The organism is Nocardia mangyaensis (assembly GCF_001886715.1).
GTDB classification, from domain to species: Bacteria; Actinomycetota; Actinomycetes; order Mycobacteriales; family Mycobacteriaceae; genus Nocardia; species Nocardia mangyaensis.
The window spans coordinates 4,421,896-4,441,544 of record NZ_CP018082.1 but is presented as its reverse complement, the minus strand read 5'-3'; the positions used below and the strand labels follow the sequence as shown (position 1 = coordinate 4,441,544).

Genomic DNA, 19,649 nt, shown 5'->3' with positions numbered 1-19,649 from the left:
TGCGCGAGGAAGGGATTCCATGTCCGACCACGACCACGACCACGACCGCACGGTGGCGCCCATGGTGGACGAAGTCACAGACTTCGAAGTCCTGGAGATCGCGCTGCGCGAACTGTGTATCGAAAAGGGCATTTTCACCGCCGAGGAACATCGCCGCTTCACCGAATTCGCCGAGCAGATCGGGCCGACCCCGGCCGCGCACCTGGTCGCCCGGGCATGGCTCGATCCCGACTTCAAAGCGCTGGCACTCACCGAGCCGATGGCGGCGAGCAGGGAAGTCGGCGTGGATTGGCTCGAACCCACCGGTTTCGGAACACCCAGTGATTTCACGGCGTTCGAGATTCTCGAGGACACACCGACGCTGCATCACGTGATCGTCTGCGCTTTGTGTTCGTGCTACCCGCGTCCGATTCTGGGCAATTCGCCCGAGTGGTACCGCACGCCGAACTATCGGCGGCGACTGGTGCGCTGGCCTCGCCAGGTACTTGCCGAGTTCGGTCTGTATCTGAGCGACGAGGTGGCGATCCGGGTGCAGGACTCCAACCAGAAGCATCGCTTCATGGTGATGCCGGTGCGTCCGGAGGGAACCGCCGGATGGGATGAAGATCAGCTCGCCGCGCTCGTCACCCGCGATTGCCTGATCGGCGTGGCGCTGCCCAAGGCGGGCGTGACCAGCAACGTCATCACCGAGACCCGGCCGGCGATCCATCTGGTCGACTGAGGAAGGACCTGATGGTGAGTCCGGTGGAGGAATCCGACATCGCGCCCTTGCGCAGGATCATCGCGCGCAATCAGGTGTGGCCGCGCATGGCGGCCGCCTATGGCGTCGTCAACCTGGTGCCCCCGTGGAAGTCGAGCCTGGACGGTTTGTGCGACGCCCTCGATCGCGCACGGGGCGCACAGGGCGTCCCCGACCTCGTCCAACGCCGAGACGAGGAGGACCAGCTGACCTCAACCCTCTACGCCGGACTTCCCTACCCCGAAAACCAACTCGTTGCCCTGGCGCACACCTTGGTGTCCCGCGGGGTCATCGACGAGGGGGAACTCCAGCAGCGCCTCGACGCCGTCCGGGCCAGGCTGGAAGCCTGAAAGCCGCGTCTCTCCGATCGGGAGGGGGTCGCAGCACCCGCGGCACGCTGCACGATTCGCTGGCCTCGTCTCCTTGTCGCCTCGGCACGGTCGCCGTCGCCGGAGGACTTGGAATCGATGCTTGCGGGATCATTGCGCGAAGGGGTCAGTGCGGTGGAACCGGTCGTCGTTCGCGCCGAACCGATCTGTCATCGCCCCAGTGTGGATGAGTTTTTGCCGCGCCATGCCGGTGGACCGAGGGTTGGTTTGCTGAAGGTGTGCTGTGTGTATTCTTTGCGCGTCCTGGTCGACAGAGGCGAGCGGGTGTCCGTTCGCTCATGAGAGTCGGAGGTTTGTGCACACATGGTCCTGCATGGCTCGGTTCCGCGTCCGGCGGTACTCACGCCCGGCGCCGCGACATCGCATGTCCGTCCCGTGCTGCTCGATGCGTCGAGCCCGGAAGGGCTGCGTGACCTGGAAGCGCTGGCAGCGTCGAGTTCTGTCAGCGTCGTGCACGACACGATCGCGGATCAGCTCGACGAACTGATTCGCTGCGAGGACCCCGCTGTCGCGCATTCGACGGGCTCGCTGGCTGCGTCGCGTCGTCGGATCTGTGGCGAGACGCCGTTGTGGCGGTGGGGAACGTGGGTGTTCTATCCGTGGAACGGCCGGTTGGCGCATGTGCTGCCGCGCGAGGGTTTTCACCGGGTGCGGACCGACCGGAATCGCAACAAGATCGACCGGGCGCAGCAGCGGGACCTGCGTGGGCGGCGGATCGGAGTGATCGGGTTGTCGGTGGGTAACAGCGCGGCTGTGACGCTGGCGATGGAAGGGGTCGGCGGATCGTTCCGATTGGCCGATTTCGACACCGTCGGGTTGTCGAATCTGAACCGGCTGCGGGCAGGGGTGGCTGATCTCGGGGTTTCCAAGGCTGTGCTGGCGGCGCGCCAGATGTTCGAGGTCGACCCCTATCTCGACATCGAGGTGTTCACCGACGGGTTGACCGAGGAGTCGATCGGGCCGTTCTTCGATGGGGTGGGCAGCACCCGGCCGCTGGATCTGCTGGTGGAGGAATGTGACACGGTCTGGGCGAAGGTCGCTGCTCGTGAGTACGCGCGGCGCCGAGGGGTCCCGGTGTTGATGGACGCCAACGATCGCGGTTTGCTGGACGTGGAGCGTTTCGATCGCGAACCACATCGCCCCCTGTTCCACGGCCGCGTCGGCGGGTCGACCTCGTCCGATGTCGCGAAGATGAACCGGGGCGAACTGCTGTCGTTTCTGCTGGCAGTGGTCGATGAGCCGCGGCTGAGTCCGGCGATGCGGGATGCTGTCGGCGAGATCGGGCGGAGCCTGTCGAGTTGGCCGCAACTCGCCTCCGGGGTGATGCTCGGGGGCGCCTTGGTGGCGGACACCGCTCGCCGGATTCTGCTCGGCGAGCAGATCCCCTCGGGGCGAACGTATATCGACCTCGACGAACTCATCCCCGCGATGGATCCACGAATCGCTCCGGCATTCGTGCGGGTGATGGAGGAAGTCCGTTGACGATCGACCTGCGCGATGTGGAACTGCTCGGCCCGCGACTGCGGTTGCGTGATCTTCGTGCCGGTGATCTGGGCGTCTATCAGCGGATCTTCACCGACCCGCAGTTGACCCGCTACATGGGCACCGACAGCATGGGGGTCCGGGCGGCCGCGGCCTCGTTCGACGCTGCCCTGCGCTCCCGCGGCGAGAGTCCGCGGCGCAAGTACACGCTGGCGATCACGGCACCGGGTGCGGACACCATGGTCGGCACCATCGGCCTGCTGGTCGAGGATTTCGGCAGCAACGCGATGATCGGTGGTCTGGTCGTGGTGCCGGAAGGGGCGTTGCGCGCGGGTGGTATCGAGGCGGGGCGGCTCATGGCGGCATTCGCCTTCGGGCCGCTCGGGATTCATCGGGTGTGGGCGGGCCACCGGCACGATCATCCGGTGATGGACACGGTGATGTCGGGAGTGGGCTTGACGCCGGAAGCACGGCTGCGGCAGCTGTACCGAACCCAGGGCCGGTGGCGCGACGTGTGCACCTATGCGGCTCTGCGGCCGGAATGGGCTGCGACGGCGACAGCGGCCGAACGTCGAATCCTGGCGCTACGGCCCACCGAGGCAAGGGAACACGCCACCGCGGTTCGGTGAAGTCGGGTCCGCGACCCTGGCGAATCCGGCTCCGGGCGCGCCACGGCGCGATAGCATCGCCGACTACAGGCCCCGGGTAATCACCTCGGCCTGAGTTGCCACCACCCGAAACGTGTAGCGGCCGGTGACGGGAGGGACTCCACCGCCCGGCGAGAATCCGAGTTGGAGATCGTCCATGGCAGTGCTGATCGACTCCGAGTACTTCGCGCCGGCGGACCGCCGGGAAGCGGTCACCGCGATCCTGCAGGAAGCCGACCTCGGGGCGAACCTGCAGATGTGGGATTCGCCCGCCGAGGTGGTCAGTCGGCACCAGTCCTGGATGCTGGGTCCGATCGCGCTCACCCGCTCGGAGGTGTCCGGTCACCAGGTCCGCCGCACCAGGCGGCACGAGCGGTCCACGCCCAGCGACATCCTGACGGTGACCGTGCAGAACGGGCAGCTTCGCAGGCACGAACAGTTCGGTGCGCAAACGCTGATCGAACCCGGCGCCTGCGAAGTGATCGACCTGGCCACCACGTTCGCCTCGGGCTGGCAGGGTCTCGGCGGAACGCTGTGCCTGCAGTTGTCCAGACAACGCCTCGGCATTTCCGTGGAAACGGTCGCCGCGGCGCACGGGCGGCTGGCGGCATCGCCGCTGTACCCGATGGTCAAGGCGCAGATTCAGCATCTCGTCGAGATCGCCGACCAGCTCGAAGCCGATCCGGGCGCCGCCTCGGTGGGCGAGTCCTGCCTGGAAATGGTTCGGGCGCTGCTGATCTCGGCGGCCGGCCGCGGGCCGGGTGACGGCGCCGCCATCCCGGAGCAACTGCTGATCGAGCAGATCCTCGGGTACGTGCGGACACGCCTGTCCGATTCGACCTTGAAGATCCCCGATATCGCCGCCGCCAACAACATCTCCGTTCGGCACCTGTACAAGGTATGCGCACAGTCGGGTATCAGCCTCGAGCAGTGGATCATCGAACAACGCCTGGTCCGGGCGCGCGACATGCTGATCGACAGAGGTTACGCGCACCGGTCCATCGGCTCGGTGGCCGGTGCCGTGGGTTTCCGCGATGCCGCCCACTTCACCCGCCGATTCCGCGAAACGTTCGGCATGACGCCACGTGACTGGCGTCGTAGCGCCACCGATGCGGACAACCCACTGACGTAGCCAAGGTTTCCGCGCCCGGCGGTGCGCGAGTTTGTGCGTGCACAGTCAGCTGCCGTGCAGTCACAGTCTCCTTCGGGGGCCGAATCGCCCTTATCGTTCGAATGTGGCTGCGCGAGACCGCTTCAGGAGCACGAGTGTTCGCCGACGGACACCCGCCCCGACGCGGTCCGCTCTGAGAGCATCGAGAGAGAGGGGAGACCATGTCCACGATCGGCAAAGCCATTCGGGCGGCGCGGATGGCCTCCGGATTCACGCAGGCGGAGTTGGCCGACTGGATCGGGATCAGGGACGGAAACCAGATCAGCCGTTGGGAACGGGATGTGGTGACACCCAGTGCTGACAGTGTCGGCGAGTTGAAGAGGGTCCTGGGGGTCCGACTCGACAATTCGTCCGGAGATACGGTGTCGTGCTGATCTGAATGCCGCGACGGGCTTCCAGAGCTACGAAACGATCTGGGAGCTCAGGTAGCTCAGCAGGATGTGGACGTCGTCGCCGTAATCGATGTGGGCGGAGGTGGCGTAGAAGTTGGCCACGTCCATGCCTTGGCGCCCGAGTTGGATGAGCTCATCGACGGTCGAGGGGTCGGCGATGCTGAGCAGGGTTCGGGTGGTTGCGTGCAGGTCGGCTCGGATGCCCGCGGCGACGGGGCCGAGCACGGAGCCGATGAGGTCGCCACCGGTGGCGACCAAGGTCGACAGGTGGGCTGCGGCGGCGAGGGGGTCGTCGCGATCGAGGGATTCGACTGCACGCCAGAGGATTTCCTGAATGTGGCCGACCCGGTCGGCGATGCTCAGAAGATCGATGTGCTCGAGGGCGTCGGCGATGACGCTGATGCCCGCGGACCGACCGGAGGGGTCTACGGCGGCGGCCGCGCGCATGACCTGGGCGACCAGGCCCCGGTCCACGCCCGCGGCGGCCTGGACCAACGGGGCCAAGGCGACGTTCAGGTCACGCGCGGCCTGGTGCGCACCGCGGACGTCACCCGCCGCGATGAGCTCCGGGAGGCGGGTGAGATTGTCGAGGATGGTCGGCAGGTTCGCCGCGGTGGCGGTCCAGCCGGCACCCATGGTGACGGCCTGAGCTATGAGGGTATCGGGGTCCGAGGTGGCAGGGACGACGTGCGCGATCGGTGTCGGATCACCGCTCAGCACCCGGCCGACCGTGGCGAGGAACGGGGAGGTGGCGGCATCGAGGGAGCAGTACAGGTCGCCATCGGCACACAGGGTGCGAACCCGATCGGTCAACGCACCGAAATCGCGGCTTCGTGTTCCGGCTATGCCCTGACCGGGCTGCGGATTTCCCAGGGACAAAGTGGTATTCGGATCGCGATGCGGATCGGCCAGCAGTCCGACACCGACCACTCGATCGGCACCGATGGGACCGGTGCCATTGCCGATCTCGGTGGCCAGATCGCCGATGCCGTCCGCGCCCTGGCTGTAGCCGGCGAGGATGACCCGCGTCGAGCCGCACAGGCCACGCAGCGTCTGCTGCAAGCGGGATTCCAGCGTGCTCAGGGACTCCGCGTAGCTCAGGCCCAGGTCGAAAGCACTTGCGGCATAGGGGACGTAGCGCACCGTGATGTCACGGCCGAACCGCCGTTGCAGACCATCGCCGACGGGCCGGAGCATGCCGACGGGCACGCTGGGATCGGCGCTCAGCGTGGTCTCCCAGGTCCCCGGCGCGAAGATGGCGGTGTACGGGGTGCAGGACTGCACGCCGGGTATGTTCGCCCGCGCGACGCCGACCGCGGCGGTGCCGACCGCGACGGCGGCGGCAACCAACGTCGCCGCGGCGGATATCGACAACCTGTTCATCGTCCAAGTCCTCTGTCGCCGAAGGAGATTCGCGACGGTATGGCAGGTGTGGATCGCGCCGAACCGTCGTGCCCAATTCTCGCCACTCGCCGTCGATTCCGCCTGCATTTTCAGACACATTTTCATTTCAGATTAGGAGTCGGTGGCGCCGGGCCGAACAGTGTCGCAATCGGCACCCCGGCACCGCCGATTGCCGGCATGACCGGAACGTGGGCGTTGTAGGCCTGCGTAGCTCGGTTTCGGTCGGGCATGATCGCCGACGCGACGAGTCAAGCGATGCATAAACGATGCGATTTGCGGCGAACGGTGTCACAATTGGTGGGTGGATGCAGAACGAGTTGCCATCGCGCTCCGGCCGCACGAACCCGCTGCCGGCGGTGGCGGTTCCGCGCGGTTCGCGGATTGGCTCGCGCGCACGCAGGACTCGGTCCGTGATCATGTCGATGAGTTCGTCCGCGTGCGTTGCACGGCCGAATTGGACCCCGCTGGGTTCTCCGTGCCTGCTCAGCTGATGATCGACTTCGCCTCGGGTGGCAAGTGTGTGCGGTCGGTGTTCGCCTATCTCGGCTGGTTGTGTGGTGGCGTCGGTGAGTCCGAATCCGCGCTGCGCGCGGCGGCCAGCGCGGAGCTTCTGCATGCGTTCGCGCTCGTCCAAGACGATGTGATGGACCAGTCCGCGGTCCGGCGGGGACGGCAGGCGGTCCACCTGCGTCTCGCCGCGTGGCATGCCGATCAGGGGTTGTCCGGATCGTCGGCCCGATTCGGTGAGTCGGCGGCGATCCTTGTCGCCGACCTGTACTTGGTGTGGGCCGAGCGGATGTTGCGCGAAAGTGGCGTCACCGCCGCGGCGCTGGATCGGGCGTGGCCACGGTATGACTCGATGCGCAGCGAACTGGCGGTAGGTCAGCTCGCCGACTTGTGCAACGACGCGAACCGTGTTCCGGCTCTGGGCGCGGTGATGGACATCGCCCGTAGGAAGTCCGGCAACTACACCGTCCGTCGCCCTCTCGAGCTGGGTGCGGCAATGGCCGACTGCGACGAGACGGTGATGGGCCTGCTCGGTGAGTACGGCGAAGCGATCGGGGAAGCGTTCCAGCTTCGTGACGACCTGCTCGGCGTCTTCGGTGACTCCTCGATCACCGGCAAGACAACCGGAGACGACGTCCGCGAACGTAAGGCCACCACCGTGATCGCGCTGGCCGATCAGCTCGCCGAGCCGTCGGATCGCGCCCGGCTGCGAGATCTCTGGACCCATGAGGTCATCGATGAGCGAGGCGTGGCGCTCGCGCAGGCGGTGATCACCGACTGTGGCGCGCGGCAGCGCGCCGAACAGATGATCGGTGACCGCCTCGAACACGCGCGCCGGTTGCTCGCCGCTGCCGAGCTCGAGCCCTCGGTGGCCGACGCGCTGTACCGGATGGCCTTGTTGTGCACCCACCGGACGCACTGACCGGCTTCACGTCGTCGGCGCCGAGAAGCCCGACCGAAAGGTAGTGATGCGAACGTGACCAGGAGCGATCGACGATGATGCACACCGAACTCGACGCCGCGGGCATCCGCGCCTCGGAGCTGCGCGAGTCCTACCGGAAATGCCGGGACCTCAACGCGCGCCATGGACGCACGTTCTTCCTCGCGACTCGGCTGCTCGCGCCGGCTCAACGGCCGGCGATCCACGCGCTCTACGGCTTCGCCCGGTGGGCCGACGACATCGTCGACGAGCCCCCGAGCGACGATGCCGCCGACACCGCGGCGGCACGGTTGGAGGCAGTGGCGCGGAATCTGCACGACAGTCTTTCCGGTGCCCTCGGAGATGATCCGATACTCGCCGCGCTCGCCGATACCGCCGCCAGATACCGGATCGAGCACGCCTTGTTCGACGACTTCCTCGACTCGATGCGCATGGATCTGACGGTGACCGACTACCCGGACCGGGTCGCCCTGGATCGCTACGTGCACGGGTCGGCAGCGGTGATCGGGCTGCAAGTACTGCCCGTGCTCGGCACCGTGGGCGCTCGAGCCGAGGCCGCGCCTTACGCCGCGGCGCTGGGAAAAGCGTTTCAGCTCACCAACTTCCTTCGCGACATCGCCGAAGACCTCGACCGTGGCCGGGTGTATCTGCCTGCCGACGAGCTGGCCGCTTTCGGCGTGGACCGTGCCCGGTTGCACTGGTGCCGGACGAATCGCCGTACCGACACCAGGGTTCGATCGGCCCTGGCCGCTCAACATGCGGTTGCCCGGGAGTGGTACCGATACGCCGATGCCGGCATCGCGCTGCTGCATCCGGTGTCGCGACCATGTGTCGCCACGGCTGCGGTGCTGTACTCGGAGATTCTCGACCGAATCGAGGAGTCGGAGTTCGCGGTGTTCACCGAGCGGGCCACCGTGGGTAACGCGCGCCGCACCCGTGTCGCCGGTGCGGCGATGGCCCGCGCGCTGTGGGCGCGGCGCGGCGGACGCGCACGTGCACTGGCCGCCGGCGGTATCTGAACGTCATGGACTGGCCAGATGAGCCTGGCAGTTGTGCATCAATTCTGCATCGTTTGGTCGATCGGTTCCGTTTCGGTCCTAGCATCACTGGCAGTGACAACCGCATGTCGGCGACCTTCTCGGCGACTCTGATCAGCGCACTGAACGGCCCTGCACATGCCCGACGAGTCGCGGGCGGGCCTCATCTTCTGGCCGCTGGCGTGACCCGGACAAAGTTCGATGACCGTCGAAAGGAAAGAGTGAGCGCGATGAGTATCAACGCACGACTGAGCGTGGCAGGAGTAGGGGTGGCGGCGGTGGCCTTGTTCGGTCTGCCGGCGTGCTCGTCAGACGACTCGTCGTCGGACTCGGCCGCGATGACGACAACACCAATGATGACGACGCCGTCGCCGTCGCCGACTTCGGAGGCTGGGATGATGGGGTCGAGCCTGGTCGGCCCGGGCTGTGCGGAGTACGCCGCGCAGGTCCCGACCGGGCCGGGATCGGTGGAGGCGATGGCCACGGAACCGGTGGCGGTGGCGGCATCGAACAATCCGCTCCTCACCACCCTGACCGCCGCGGTGTCGGGCGAGCTGAACCCTGAGGTCAACCTGGTCGACACGCTCAACGGTGGTGAGTTCACGGTCTTCGCTCCGGTGGATGAAGCCTTCGCCGAACTGGACCCGGCCACCGTCGAGAGCCTGAAGACCGATACGCCCACCCTGGAGGGGATTCTCACCTATCACGTGGTTCCGGGCCGGATCGCGCCGGACGCCATCGCGGGTACGCAGACGACGGTGCAGGGTGGCACGGTGACCGTCAGTGGCTCCGGTGACGAGCTGATGGTCAACGACGCCGCGGTGATCTGCGGCGGTGTCGATACCGCCAATGCCACCGTCTACCTGATCGATGCCGTGCTGATGCCGCAGTAGAGATCTCGTCGACATCGCGACGAGATTCCGTGAACACCTCTCGAGGAGATCGACAATGAACAGTCACCAGTACGGGCGAGTGGCAGGAGCCGGTGTCGGCGCTGCCCTTGTTGCCGGTGTGATCGCGATGGCTCCGTCTGCGGCCGCAACGCCCGTCGAGTGCCGTGTTCCCGGAGCGGGCACGATCCAGAATTCGTCGGACACGTCGGAATGCGCCGCGTCGAGCGTCGGCGGAAGTGCCGCGGCCGCGTTCGGCATCGATGGATCCGCCGCCGCGTCGGCGGGGTCGCAAGGACTCGCTCTCGCGATCGCCATCGGCGGCGGAACGGCGACCTCTCAGGCGCAGGACCTGTCCGGCCCGGCCGCGATCGCTGTGGGCCCAGGATCGACGGTCGAGGCCAGCGGAGTCCGGCCCGGCCTGGCGATCGGGATCGCCGGCGCCGGCGCGACCGTCACCCTCGACGGGAGGACCGGGCCGACCTGTGTCGGTGGACCTGCGCTGGCCGGGGACTTCCAGACGTTGAACGGATGTGTCTCCCTCGGGTGAGGCTGTGCACGGGGTGAGACTGTGCGCGATCGGTGTGGAGGAGCGTTCGGCGCCCGAGATCCGGAACCAGTCTTTCCCGCGCGGATCTCACCGTGACCTCGTGTGTTCGGACTCGGCGCGGTCGAGCTCCTCGTCCAGGGCGATGGCGGCCGCCACCAAAGCCAGGTGGGTGAACGCCTGGGGAAAGTTGCCCAGTTGCTCGCCGGAGGGACCTATCTCTTCCGCGAACAGACCCACGTGATTGGCGTAGGTGAGCATCTTGTCGAAGGCGTAGCGGGCCTGCTGCAGGCGTCCGGCGCGGGCGAGGGCTTCCACGTACAGGAAACTGCACAGGTTGAAGGTCCCTTCCACGCCACGGAGTCCGTCGGGGGAGGCTTCCGGGTTGTATCGGTAGACCAGGCTGTCGCTGACCAGTTCGGTGTACATGGCGTCGAGAGTGCTCAGCCACATCGGGTCCCGCGGGGACAGGAAGCCCATGCGGGGCATCAGGAGCAGGGAGGCATCGAGGACATCGGTCGCGTAGTGCTGGACGAACGCTTGGCGTTTTTCGCTCCAGCCCCGATCGATGATCTGTTCGAACACCGCGTCGCGTTCCTTCGTCCAGCGTGTCACGTCGGCGGGTCGGGCCTTCGAGGTCGCCAGGCGGATGCCGCGTTCGAAGGCCACCCAGGTCATCAGTCGGCTGTAGGTGAATTCCTGTCGGCCGCCGCGGGTCTCCCAGATCCCCTCGTCGGGTCGGTTCCAGTTGTCGGCGAGCCAGTCGAGCAGTGTCGCGAAGGTTCGCCAGCCCTGGATCGCGCCGTGATCGGAGTTCTGGGCCAAGGCGTCGGCCGCTTCGCCGTAGATGTCGAGCTGAATCTGGTCGGCTGCCCCGTTGCCGAGCCGCACCGGTGCCGACCGTTCGTAGCCTTCGAGATGCGGAAGGATCTCCTCGGTCAGCTCAGGGTCGCCGTCGACGCGGTACATGATCTGCAAGGGCTCGCCGGAGGCGGTGCCGCCGGCGTCGAGGCGTTCGCGCAACCATCGGCGAAAGGCGAAGGCTTCTTCGGTGAACCCGAGATCACTCAGCGCGCGGACCGACAGGGACGCGTCCCGGATCCAGGTGTAGCGGTAGTCCCAGTTGCGTTCACCGCCCAGCTGTTCGGGTAGTCCCATCGTCGCCGCGGCGATCGGTGCTCCGGTGGGCGCGTAGGTGAGCAGTTTGATGGTGATCGCGGAACGATTGACCATGTCCCGCCAGCGTCCGCGATAGGTGGAGGTTCGCAGCCAGGTCTGCCAGAACGTTCGGCACTGGTCGAACTCGGCGAAGGCGCTCTCCCAGGTACGCGGTGCGGGGGCGAGGCCGCCGCTGTTCGTCGTGGTCAGCACGATCATCGCTCGTTCGCCCTCGGTGAGGGTGAACTGCGCGGTGATGTCTGCCCCGTCGTCGTTCAGCGCGACGGGCTCGGTGGCCTGCAGGTGCAGGTCGGCCATGGGGGACCGGAAGGCGGCGGTGTTCTCGTCGGCGCGTTCGAGGGTGTGCGTGGCGCGGCCGTAGTCGAAACGAGGACGGCAATCGAGGGTGAAGATCAGCGTGCCGCGCACGACGCGCACCACGCGCGCCAGCCGGTGACGATCCGACGGTGTGGTACCGCGAATCGGATCCATGAAATCGGCGACTTCCCCCACTCCCTCGGGCCCCGTGAACCGGGTGAGCAGGATCGCCGTATCCGGCAGATAGAGCTGGCGGACAACGATGTCGCTGGTGGTCGCCCCGACCGTGACCCGGCAATAGCCGCCTCGTTCACTGTCCAGCAGGGACGCGAACACACTCGGGGCATCGAATCGCGGTGCGCACCACCAGTCGATCGTTCCGTCGGAGGACACCAGGGCCGCAGTCTGCAGGTCGCCGACGATACCGTGATCGGCGATCGGTGGGTACGAGCTCACAAGCACTCCTCTACGGGTCGCGCGCGGAGATTCGTGAACCAGCCAAGCACCGAAGAGAGGTCTCGACATCACCCGAAACGGATGAGCCGCCCTTGGTCGTCGAGCCCGATCGCCACGCTGTCAGAGGGCGAGCATGGCGGCTGCGACCGGGGCGGATGCGGTGGATGGCAGGGCGGTGCCCATGTCGTCGAGGACGAGCAGTCGCGCAGCGGAGATCTCGGCGGCCATGGCCTCGCCGTTGCCGAGCGGGAAGAACGGGTCGGCGCGCCCATGGACCACGAGAGTGGGCAGGTCGAGCTCGCCGAGGCGCTCTCGCCATCGTGGAGCGCAGTCGATGCGGGAGAACACCATCCCGAGCTGGTTCGCCTGGTGTACGGCGGGATCGCGCGACAGGGTCCGGTCCCAGATCCGGGAGGCTGTCGCGCGTGCCTGCTCCGGGTCGTCGCCCATCATCTCGGCGCCCTGGGCGGCGAACACGGCGACGGCGTCGCGATCGGTCCAGTCCGGCATCGGGTAGGAGAACAACGCGTCCAGGACCGCTGGGTCGTGGTCGGGCAGATCCTCGTCGACCGGGCCCGGTGCCACCGGCCGGGTGGCGACGAGGGTCAGCGCGGAGAACGTCTCCGGGTGGTCCAGCGCGGCGACCTGGGCGACCATCCCGCTGACGCCGACGCCACCGAGATGCGCGGTCTCGACGCCGAGCGCACCGACCAGTGCGGCCGCGTCGGCGGCGAGATCTCGCAGGTCGTAGGCCGGCTGTTCCGGGTCCAGGGTCGTCGAACCGCCTGAGTCGCGCAGGTCGTAGCGGACCACGTGCCGACCGCCCGCGGCGAGCCGCTCACACACCGCGTCGGGCCAGGACAGCATCGTGGTGCCGCCGGCCAGCAGGACCAGTGGATCGTCCTCGCGGCCGAAGCGCTCGATGCCGAGTTCGACACCATTGGCCTGGACCGTGGTCGTGCCGAGACGAAAAGATCTCCCCATGACTGGACTCCTGTCTGTTGGTACATCCAGAGGTGTAGACGACGGAATCGCCCGACAATCATCGGCGCGGTGTCAGGGGGATCGGTTCACCAGGGCGAGGGCGAGTTCGGTACAGAGTTCGGCCAGGTCGGTGGTCGGCTGGCGGGGGTCGCGGAGCCAGGCCTCGACGAGCTGGTTGACCCCGCCGACGACGAAAAGTGCTTCCTGGCGCCGGATCTCGGGGTTGGCTGGCGAATCGAGGAACTCCGCGCTGTACTGCACCACGAGATCGGTGACGATGGCGACGGCGCGGGTGCGCAGTTCCTCGAGTCCGGCGACGCTGTGGGCGTCACTGGTGAGGATGCGGTGGATGCTCGGATCGTCGGCTATCGCGTCGAGGTAGGTCGTCAAGGCCCGCAGCAGCTTGCGTCGCAGGCCGCCGGGCTCGGCGCGGCTGGCTTCGACCATGGTCGTGAAGAGCTCCTCGTGCGCCTGTTCGGCGACGGCGAGCACGAGCGCGTCCCTGGTGGCGAAATGTTCGTAGAAGTAGCGCGGCGTCAGCCCTGACGCGGTGCACACGCGGCGAACGGTGAGCTCTGTCAGGCCGGTGTCACCCCAGATCTGGCGGGCTGCGGCGAGGAGCTTGTCACGGCGTTCGTCTCGTCGGCTCGCCGCGCTGATTCCCCGGTAGGACCGGACCACTTCCGCACGCGCCATTGACAGCACTCTAGCAGTCGACCTACTTTGGATATCAGATGTTATCCAATTTTCGTCGCTCAACGAGGAGTGCCGATGACCACCGTTCCCACCCGTCATCCCGATCGTCCCCATCGCGTCCCGGCGGTCGTCGGCGGCTTCGCGGCGATGCTGGGTGTCCGCAGCCCCGACGACGATCAATGGCGGCGCCTCGGCGCGGGTCTGCTCGTCGGCGACGACGCGATGGATGGGCTGGTCGACTGGATGATCAGCACGGGCTCGAAGCAGACCCGCCCGCTGTTCGACCGGGCACTTGCCCATGGCATCGCCGCGGTGCCGGAGGCGCCCGAACCGCTGCGCGCATTCTTCACCGAGATCGAGACCGTCCCGGCGTGGGTCGACCACGAGAAGCTGGTGCGCGGGACCAAGGTGCTGCTCAGCGGCGGATCCGACGGCATGTACATCGCGCGCGATGTGGCCATGCTCGGCGGCTACCAGTTCTCCGGCTTCAACAAGACGCTGCTGCGCACCGGAGCGTTGGAGAAGGGCTCCAACCAGCGCTGGGCCGAGACCATGCAGTGGGCGATGGACGTGCTGTCCGAAGACGGCCTGTCCCCGCTCGGCCTCGGTTACCAGTCCACGATCCGGGTGCGTCTCATCCACGCCTTCGTCCGCCGCCACGTGGCCGCCATGCCGGACTGGCAGGCCGAGGACTGGGGTCTGCCGATCAATCAGACCGACATGGCGGCCACGCTGGTCGGCGCCTTCATCGCCCCGGCGATCGGCGGGATGGGCCTGGGCATGGTGCTCACCCCCACCGACGCCGACGCGGTCGCGCACATGGTCCGCTACGTCGGCTGGCTGCTCGGCGTCGAGGAGCAGTGGCTGCCGCACTCGTTCCGCGACGGCGTGCGCGTCCTGGTCCACACGCTGTCCGCCCTGGCCGACCCCGATGAGTCGACCCGACTGCTCGCGGTCCCGATGTCACGAGATCCCTTGTCGTGGAACTACACCCGACTGCCCGAGGTCCGCCGCCGCCTCGCCTACGCTCAGCATCTGTCGGTCACGGGAACCTTCCTCGGTCGCTCCACGATGCGCGCGCTCGGTCTGCCGACGGCGATCGTGCCGTGGTACCCGGCGATCCGCATCCCCGCCAACGTCGTCCGCTCGGCCACCCGCCTGCTCCCCGGCGGCCTCGACCGCGCGGCGATTCGTGGTGCGCGGGAACAGGATCGGTTCATGCGAACCCTGGTCGCCACCGGCCCGACTGTCGGCGCTGCCGCCGCAGGACTCACCCACGCGGCCTAGAAATCGTGACCGCCGGCCACCGCGCCGCTGTCCGACCGGAGTCCCTCCCCGGAAGAGGAGGGAAGCCGATGCTGCGGGGAACCTGGGGCGCGCCCTGGGCCCCGAGGTCGATGAAGCAGGCATGTCGTCTCCTCCGGTGACCAGCGGGGCCCCGAGGGCGTTCTCGGACCGGCGGTTGAGGGTGGGTGCTTGTCGGGTGGTTCGGGGTTGTGCATACTGGGCGCATGACTTCCAGTCGAAAGGGCGTTGAACGCCCGGGCCGTTGAGCCCCGTGCCGGTCATCGAACCGGCTTCCTTCCCGCTCGATCGAGCGGAAACCTCGCAGGATCCGCCGTGGGACCCTTCCCGGCTCGCCTTCTGGTCGCGTGTGCGCGAATTCGCCGTGCCACTGCCGATGATCGAGGCCGCGACCGCGCGGCGTCGGGTCGGTGACTGGGCGGGGGCGTGTGCTGCCGCGCATGTCGACGTCGAGTTCGATCTTCGGGCCCTGGCACGGGTCCGTGGTCGGGAACTCGCCGCACGCATACGTGCCGACCTGCGGCATCTGGCCCCGGATCTGTTGCGGTGGAATCTGCCTCGCGTAGCGCCTGACGGATTGCTCCGTCCCGGGTTGACGATGGCCCTGGCGTGCTACGACGACGACGGAATGCACAGTGGCAAAGCCGGTTTCGTGCATCTGGTGGTCCGCACCCCACCGGCGTGGGCTGATGCCGGTCAGCGGATCAGCCTCGCGCTGTGGGACGGGTCGGGCACGTCCGCACACCCACATCCCCGGCCCGACCGGCGATTCCGGTTGGACCTGCACCGCCACCTGTGGGATGCGCGCAGAACCACCGAGCTGCGAACGCGTTGCGGTGCCTCGGGGCGCGACGCGCTGCTCAGGCCTCCTGCGGCGTCATTCAGCACGAACTTCGCGGCCCTGGCGTCGCGAGGGTGTGCCGTCGAGCGGTGGGCCGACGAGGCGGCGATTCTGCTGGATGCCGAGCGAGCCCGAGCTGGCGACCTCGACGACCCGGTACCGGGTGGCTTGATCCTCGTCCGGTGCGGCGTCCGGCGACGAGTGGTCCTGGATGTGCGTGCCGACAGGGGCGTTCCTTCCGTGCCGCGTAACGGGGTGCACGACCAGCCGGTGTTGCGAATCGCGCGAAACCACCCGCAGGGCGCGCTCTCGGCGCTGCCGGTGCTGCCCGATGCCGCCACCTGGGTGCTTCCTGATCTGATGTTGCTTCGAGTCGGCGCGATCAGCGCGGATCGGCTCCATCCTTTGGTCGCCGCGGCCCTCGTCCCAGGGTGGTCGCCGACCGATGCACCCGGCGTTTCGACGAGCGCGAGCAGTCCGCGCATCGTGGAATGCCGTGGTGCTCAGCATCGGATCGGCTTGGTGAACGGTGAGCTCACCGCACTGGATCACGACCCGGCCGAGATCCGGCGGGAAGATCTGCTCGTCGCGCTGACGGGTACCCCACTGCCCTGTCTGCAGGCCATCGACCAAGTGCATCGTCATCCGGACCGGCTCGCCGGTATTCGCGAACGTCTGGACCACGGCGATACCGCCGGTGCGCTGGCACTCGTCGAAGGCATGCTCGGTCCGGGCGCGCGGTTGCGGGATGGTCCGCTGCGGGACGAACTGGACTCCGCCGTGCGGCGCCGGGTCACCTACGGGCTGTTCCGCGCGGGACTGCCCGCACCTGGGCACGGCCTCGATCGGTCACCTCCGCGGCCGCGCAGCGAACGCGCGAGACATCCGCGCCACACGAAGGCGTCCTGACCCGCTGCCATCGGCATCCGCCGAGACAGTCCTGCCCGGCTCGATCTGGCCTGACTCGACGTCGTCGACCCGAGGTTGGCGCCGACGCCACCCCGACGCCGACCGGCATCGACGCCAACGCCTCGCGCTGAGCCCTCACCGCGCCCGAGCCGCTGGCTCCCGTGACATCGGCGAAGAGCGCCGACCAGCGGCCCATCCAATTTCGCTCTACCCAAAGGTGATTCGCACATGACGACTTCCTCTGCTTCGCTCCCGGCCATCGGCTCCCAGCTCGACGTCGCCCGTGACCTGCTCGCCCTGCTCGGCCAAGTCTCCACCGAACCCCGCCCCGACACTCGACTGGAAGCACTGACCCTGGCCGTCGCCGCCGACCTGCCGGTGCTGCTGTGGGGTGAGCCCGGCATCGGCAAGACCGCCGCCCTGACCCAGCTCGCCGAATCCCTCGACCTGCCGCTGACCACGGTGATCGCGAGTGTGCACGAGCCGTCGGACTTCTCGGGCCTGCCCATCCTCGGCGACGATCCCGCGGCCCAAGGGGTCCCGATGGCTCCGCCGGACTGGGCGGTCGAGCTCGCCAGGGCCGGGCGCGGTCTGCTGTTCCTCGACGAACTGTCGACCGCGCCGCCTGCCGTGCAGGCCGCCCTGCTGCGCCTGGTTCTCGAACGGCAGATCGGTGCGTTGAGGCTGCCGTCCGGTGTCCGGATCGTCGCGGCGGCCAACCCGCGTTCCTCGGCCGCCGATGGCTGGGAGCTGAGCCCGCCGTTGGCGAACCGTTTCGTGCACCTGCAGTGGACGCATGACCACGACGTCGTCGTCCGTGGTCTCGGCGGGACATGGCCGCGGGCGACACTCCCGCGGCTCGATCCCGAACAGCTTTCCGAAGCGGTGGCTTTCGCTCGCCGGGCGGTGTGCGCGCTGCTGGCGGCGCGGCCGAAACTGGTGCATCAGATGCCGACCACCGAAACCCGCAGGGGCGGTGCCTGGGCGTCGCCGCGCAGCTGGGACATGACGGTGCGCCTGATCGCCTTCGCCACCGCGGCGGGCGCGAGTCGCGATGTGCTGTCGCTGCTGGTGCGCGGGACCGTGGGCGATGGACCCGGCTTCGAACTGCTCACCAGTATCGATCGAATGGATCTGCCCGACCCGGAGCTGCTGCTCGCCGATCCGGCCGCCGCCGACCTGCCCGCACGCGGTGACCTGCGCCAGGCCGTGCTCGACGGGGTGGTGGCGGCGGTGCGCCGGCAGCCGGAGAAGTCGCGCTGGGACGCGGCGTGGGAGCTGCTGGCCAAGGCGGTGGCCACCGGCGCTCCCGATCTGGTGGTCGTGCCCGCGACAACCCTGGCCACCTTGCGCCGAGACAGCTGGGAGATCCCCCCGGCGATCGAACATCTCGCCGACATGGTGTCGGTGTCCCAGCGTGCCGATCGTGCCGCCGCCCGGGTCGTCGAGGTGCGCCGATGACCGCGCAGTTCACCGGGCTGGACTACGAGAAGCTGTATGCCGCCCGGCTGCAAGCGGTCTCGGCCCGCCCCTACCTGGCCACGGCGCTGTACGCGCTGCACATCATCGAGTCGCGACGGGCGCCGACGATGTCGGTGGACAAGTATTGGCGGTGCTATGTCTCGCCCGCGTTCGTGGACTACATGCCAGAGGAAGAACTCGCCTCGGTGCTGGTGCACGAGGTCTCGCATCTGCTGCGCGACCATCACGGGCGCAGTGACCGCTATGCCCACACCCACGATCTGTCGGGCCCGGGGGAGCGGCTGCGGATGAATATCGCGGCGGATGCCGAGATCAACGACGACATCTTCGGTGACGGATTGGTCTGGCCGAGAGGGGCGGTCACGCCCGCGACCCTCGGTCTGGCCACGGGCGAGCTCATGGAGGATTACCTGAGCCAGTTCACCCTGGGCCCGCGCACCCAGGAGCTGGCCTGGCTCGATTGCGGCAGCGGCGCCGACGGCCTCGACCGCGACTGGGAACTCGGACCCGACGGCACCGACGGACTCAGCGAACAGGAATGCGACGCGGTCCGATACCGGGTGGCGCAGGGCATCGTGGGCAGGCCGGGAAACGCGCCGAAGGGCTGGCGACGCTGGGCGGACCGAGCGCTGCATCCGCCGCAGCCGTGGCGGCAGCTGCTGGGTGCGGCGCTGCGCTCGGCCGTCTCGGCCCCCGGTGTCGGCGCGGACTACACCTACCGACGACCGGCGCGACGTTCGGCGAGCCTGCCGGGAGTCGTCCTGCCGAGCCTGCGCCGGATGCCGCCCCGAGTCGCCGTCGTCATCGACACCTCGGGCTCGGTCAGCGACGTCGAACTCGGCAGTGCCCTACTCGAAGTCGCCGCCATCACCCAGGCCGTCGGGGGTCGCCGCGACCTGGTCACCGTCTTCTCCTGCGACACCGCCGCCCGGATCGCCGAGCCGCTGTGCCGCGCCGAGGGCATGGCGCTGATGGGTGGCGGCGGCACCGACCTGCGCACCGGTTTCACCAAGGCGCTGCGCACCCGTCCGGATGTTCTCGTGGCTCTGACCGACGGCCAAACGCCTTGGCCGACAACGCGTCCCACTTGCCGAACGGTCGTGGGACTGTTCCATCGGGAGCGCTCATACAACGAAGCCGATCCGGACTACGTGCCGGACCGACCACCCGACTGGGCGCGAGTGGTCGAGATCGGGTGAGGCGACCGCCTCGGTCATCGGGCCGGTGCGGTCCTTGCCCGCCGCGCGGAGCCAGTGTGCTGTGGTGCACATCACAGTTGGATCGCGATTCGGCACAAAACTTTCCATATGCTTGGGTAGTTCTTTACTATTGGCCGGACCCTCTGTCTTGGGTCA

At 68.0% G+C, this 19,649-nt stretch carries 18 protein-coding genes; 14 read left to right on the top strand and 4 right to left on the bottom strand.

All coding sequences use genetic code 11. The features are described 5' to 3' along the window. Positions 1-19: 19 nt before the first annotated feature. The 6 genes from scnC (at position 20) to BOX37_RS20165 (ending at position 4,802) form a co-directional block, all read left to right on the top strand. Positions 20-721, top strand: coding sequence for a thiocyanate hydrolase subunit gamma (scnC, locus tag BOX37_RS20190; protein WP_071929028.1), 702 nt, complete (start codon positions 20-22; stop codon positions 719-721). An 11-nt stretch (positions 722-732) separates the two neighbouring features. Next, positions 733-1,089 (top strand): thiocyanate hydrolase, encoded by a 357-nt coding sequence (locus BOX37_RS20185; protein ID WP_071929027.1) that lies wholly within the window; start codon positions 733-735, stop codon positions 1,087-1,089. A 342-nt stretch (positions 1,090-1,431) separates the two neighbouring features. Beyond that, positions 1,432-2,610, top strand: coding sequence for a ThiF family adenylyltransferase (locus tag BOX37_RS20180; protein ID WP_206045686.1), 1,179 nt, complete (start codon positions 1,432-1,434; stop codon positions 2,608-2,610). Beyond that, on the top strand, positions 2,607-3,239 hold the full coding sequence (locus BOX37_RS20175; protein WP_071929026.1) for a GNAT family N-acetyltransferase: 633 nt from the start codon (positions 2,607-2,609) through the stop codon (positions 3,237-3,239). The genes BOX37_RS20180 and BOX37_RS20175 overlap by 4 nt, the downstream gene beginning before the upstream one ends. A 175-nt stretch (positions 3,240-3,414) precedes the next feature. Further along, positions 3,415-4,389 carry an AraC family transcriptional regulator gene (locus tag BOX37_RS20170; RefSeq protein WP_071929025.1) on the top strand — a complete coding sequence of 325 codons (975 nt, stop codon included), beginning with the start codon at positions 3,415-3,417 and terminating at the stop codon, positions 4,387-4,389. A gap of 200 nt (positions 4,390-4,589) precedes the next feature. After that, entirely contained in the window at positions 4,590-4,802 is a 213-nt protein-coding gene (locus BOX37_RS20165; RefSeq protein ID WP_071929024.1) for a helix-turn-helix domain-containing protein, read from the top strand. 27 nt (positions 4,803-4,829) lie between these two features. Here BOX37_RS20165 and BOX37_RS20160 read toward each other — a convergent pair whose 3' ends face one another. Continuing rightward, a complete protein-coding gene (locus tag BOX37_RS20160) occupies positions 4,830-6,203 on the bottom strand; it encodes a cutinase family protein (RefSeq protein ID WP_167659967.1) in 1,374 nt (457 codons plus the stop codon). A 322-nt stretch (positions 6,204-6,525) separates the two neighbouring features. Here BOX37_RS20160 and BOX37_RS20155 point away from each other — a divergent pair, with 322 nt between their 5' ends. From BOX37_RS20155 to BOX37_RS20140, 4 genes are all read left to right on the top strand, one after another. Further along, entirely contained in the window at positions 6,526-7,653 is a 1,128-nt protein-coding gene (locus BOX37_RS20155; protein WP_084759884.1) for a polyprenyl synthetase family protein, read from the top strand. A gap of 74 nt (positions 7,654-7,727) precedes the next feature. Next, on the top strand, positions 7,728-8,690 hold the full coding sequence (locus tag BOX37_RS20150) for a phytoene/squalene synthase family protein (protein WP_071929022.1): 963 nt from the start codon (positions 7,728-7,730) through the stop codon (positions 8,688-8,690). A gap of 248 nt (positions 8,691-8,938) precedes the next feature. Then, positions 8,939-9,601: a fasciclin domain-containing protein gene (locus BOX37_RS20145; RefSeq protein WP_071929021.1), complete on the top strand. Its 663-nt coding sequence runs from the start codon at positions 8,939-8,941 to the stop codon at positions 9,599-9,601. 55 nt (positions 9,602-9,656) lie between these two features. Continuing rightward, on the top strand, positions 9,657-10,148 hold the full coding sequence (locus BOX37_RS20140; protein WP_071929020.1) for a DUF6764 family protein: 492 nt from the start codon (positions 9,657-9,659) through the stop codon (positions 10,146-10,148). Positions 10,149-10,235: 87 nt separating this feature from the next. Here the strand turns inward: BOX37_RS20140 and BOX37_RS20135 are convergent, their stop codons facing one another. The 3 genes from BOX37_RS20135 to BOX37_RS20125 form a co-directional block, all read right to left on the bottom strand. Beyond that, on the bottom strand, positions 10,236-12,077 hold the full coding sequence (locus BOX37_RS20135; RefSeq protein WP_071929019.1) for a glycoside hydrolase family 15 protein: 1,842 nt from the start codon (positions 12,075-12,077) through the stop codon (positions 10,236-10,238). 120 nt (positions 12,078-12,197) lie between these two features. Continuing rightward, on the bottom strand, positions 12,198-13,061 hold the full coding sequence (locus BOX37_RS20130; RefSeq protein ID WP_071929018.1) for an alpha/beta fold hydrolase: 864 nt from the start codon (positions 13,059-13,061) through the stop codon (positions 12,198-12,200). A 72-nt stretch (positions 13,062-13,133) separates the two neighbouring features. Continuing rightward, positions 13,134-13,757, bottom strand: coding sequence for a TetR/AcrR family transcriptional regulator (locus tag BOX37_RS20125; protein WP_071929017.1), 624 nt, complete (start codon positions 13,755-13,757; stop codon positions 13,134-13,136). Between the two features lie 75 nt (positions 13,758-13,832). Here BOX37_RS20125 and BOX37_RS20120 point away from each other — a divergent pair, with 75 nt between their 5' ends. The 4 genes from BOX37_RS20120 to BOX37_RS20105 all read left to right on the top strand — a co-directional run bounded on the left by BOX37_RS20120 (position 13,833) and on the right by BOX37_RS20105 (position 19,493). Then, a complete protein-coding gene (locus BOX37_RS20120; RefSeq protein ID WP_071929016.1) occupies positions 13,833-15,044 on the top strand; it encodes an oxygenase MpaB family protein in 1,212 nt (403 codons plus the stop codon). Between the two features lie 271 nt (positions 15,045-15,315). Then, complete coding sequence (locus BOX37_RS20115; protein WP_338039714.1) at positions 15,316-16,812, top strand: hypothetical protein; 1,497 nt, start codon at positions 15,316-15,318, stop codon at positions 16,810-16,812. 228 nt (positions 16,813-17,040) lie between these two features. After that, complete coding sequence (locus tag BOX37_RS20110; protein ID WP_071929015.1) at positions 17,041-18,273, top strand: AAA family ATPase; 1,233 nt, start codon at positions 17,041-17,043, stop codon at positions 18,271-18,273. Continuing rightward, the gene (locus BOX37_RS20105; RefSeq protein WP_071929014.1) at positions 18,270-19,493 is read left to right on the top strand and encodes a vWA domain-containing protein; all 1,224 of its coding nucleotides are present in this window, start codon (positions 18,270-18,272) and stop codon (positions 19,491-19,493) included. Before BOX37_RS20110 ends, BOX37_RS20105 begins: the two co-directional genes overlap by 4 nt. Positions 19,494-19,649 lie beyond the last annotated feature (156 nt).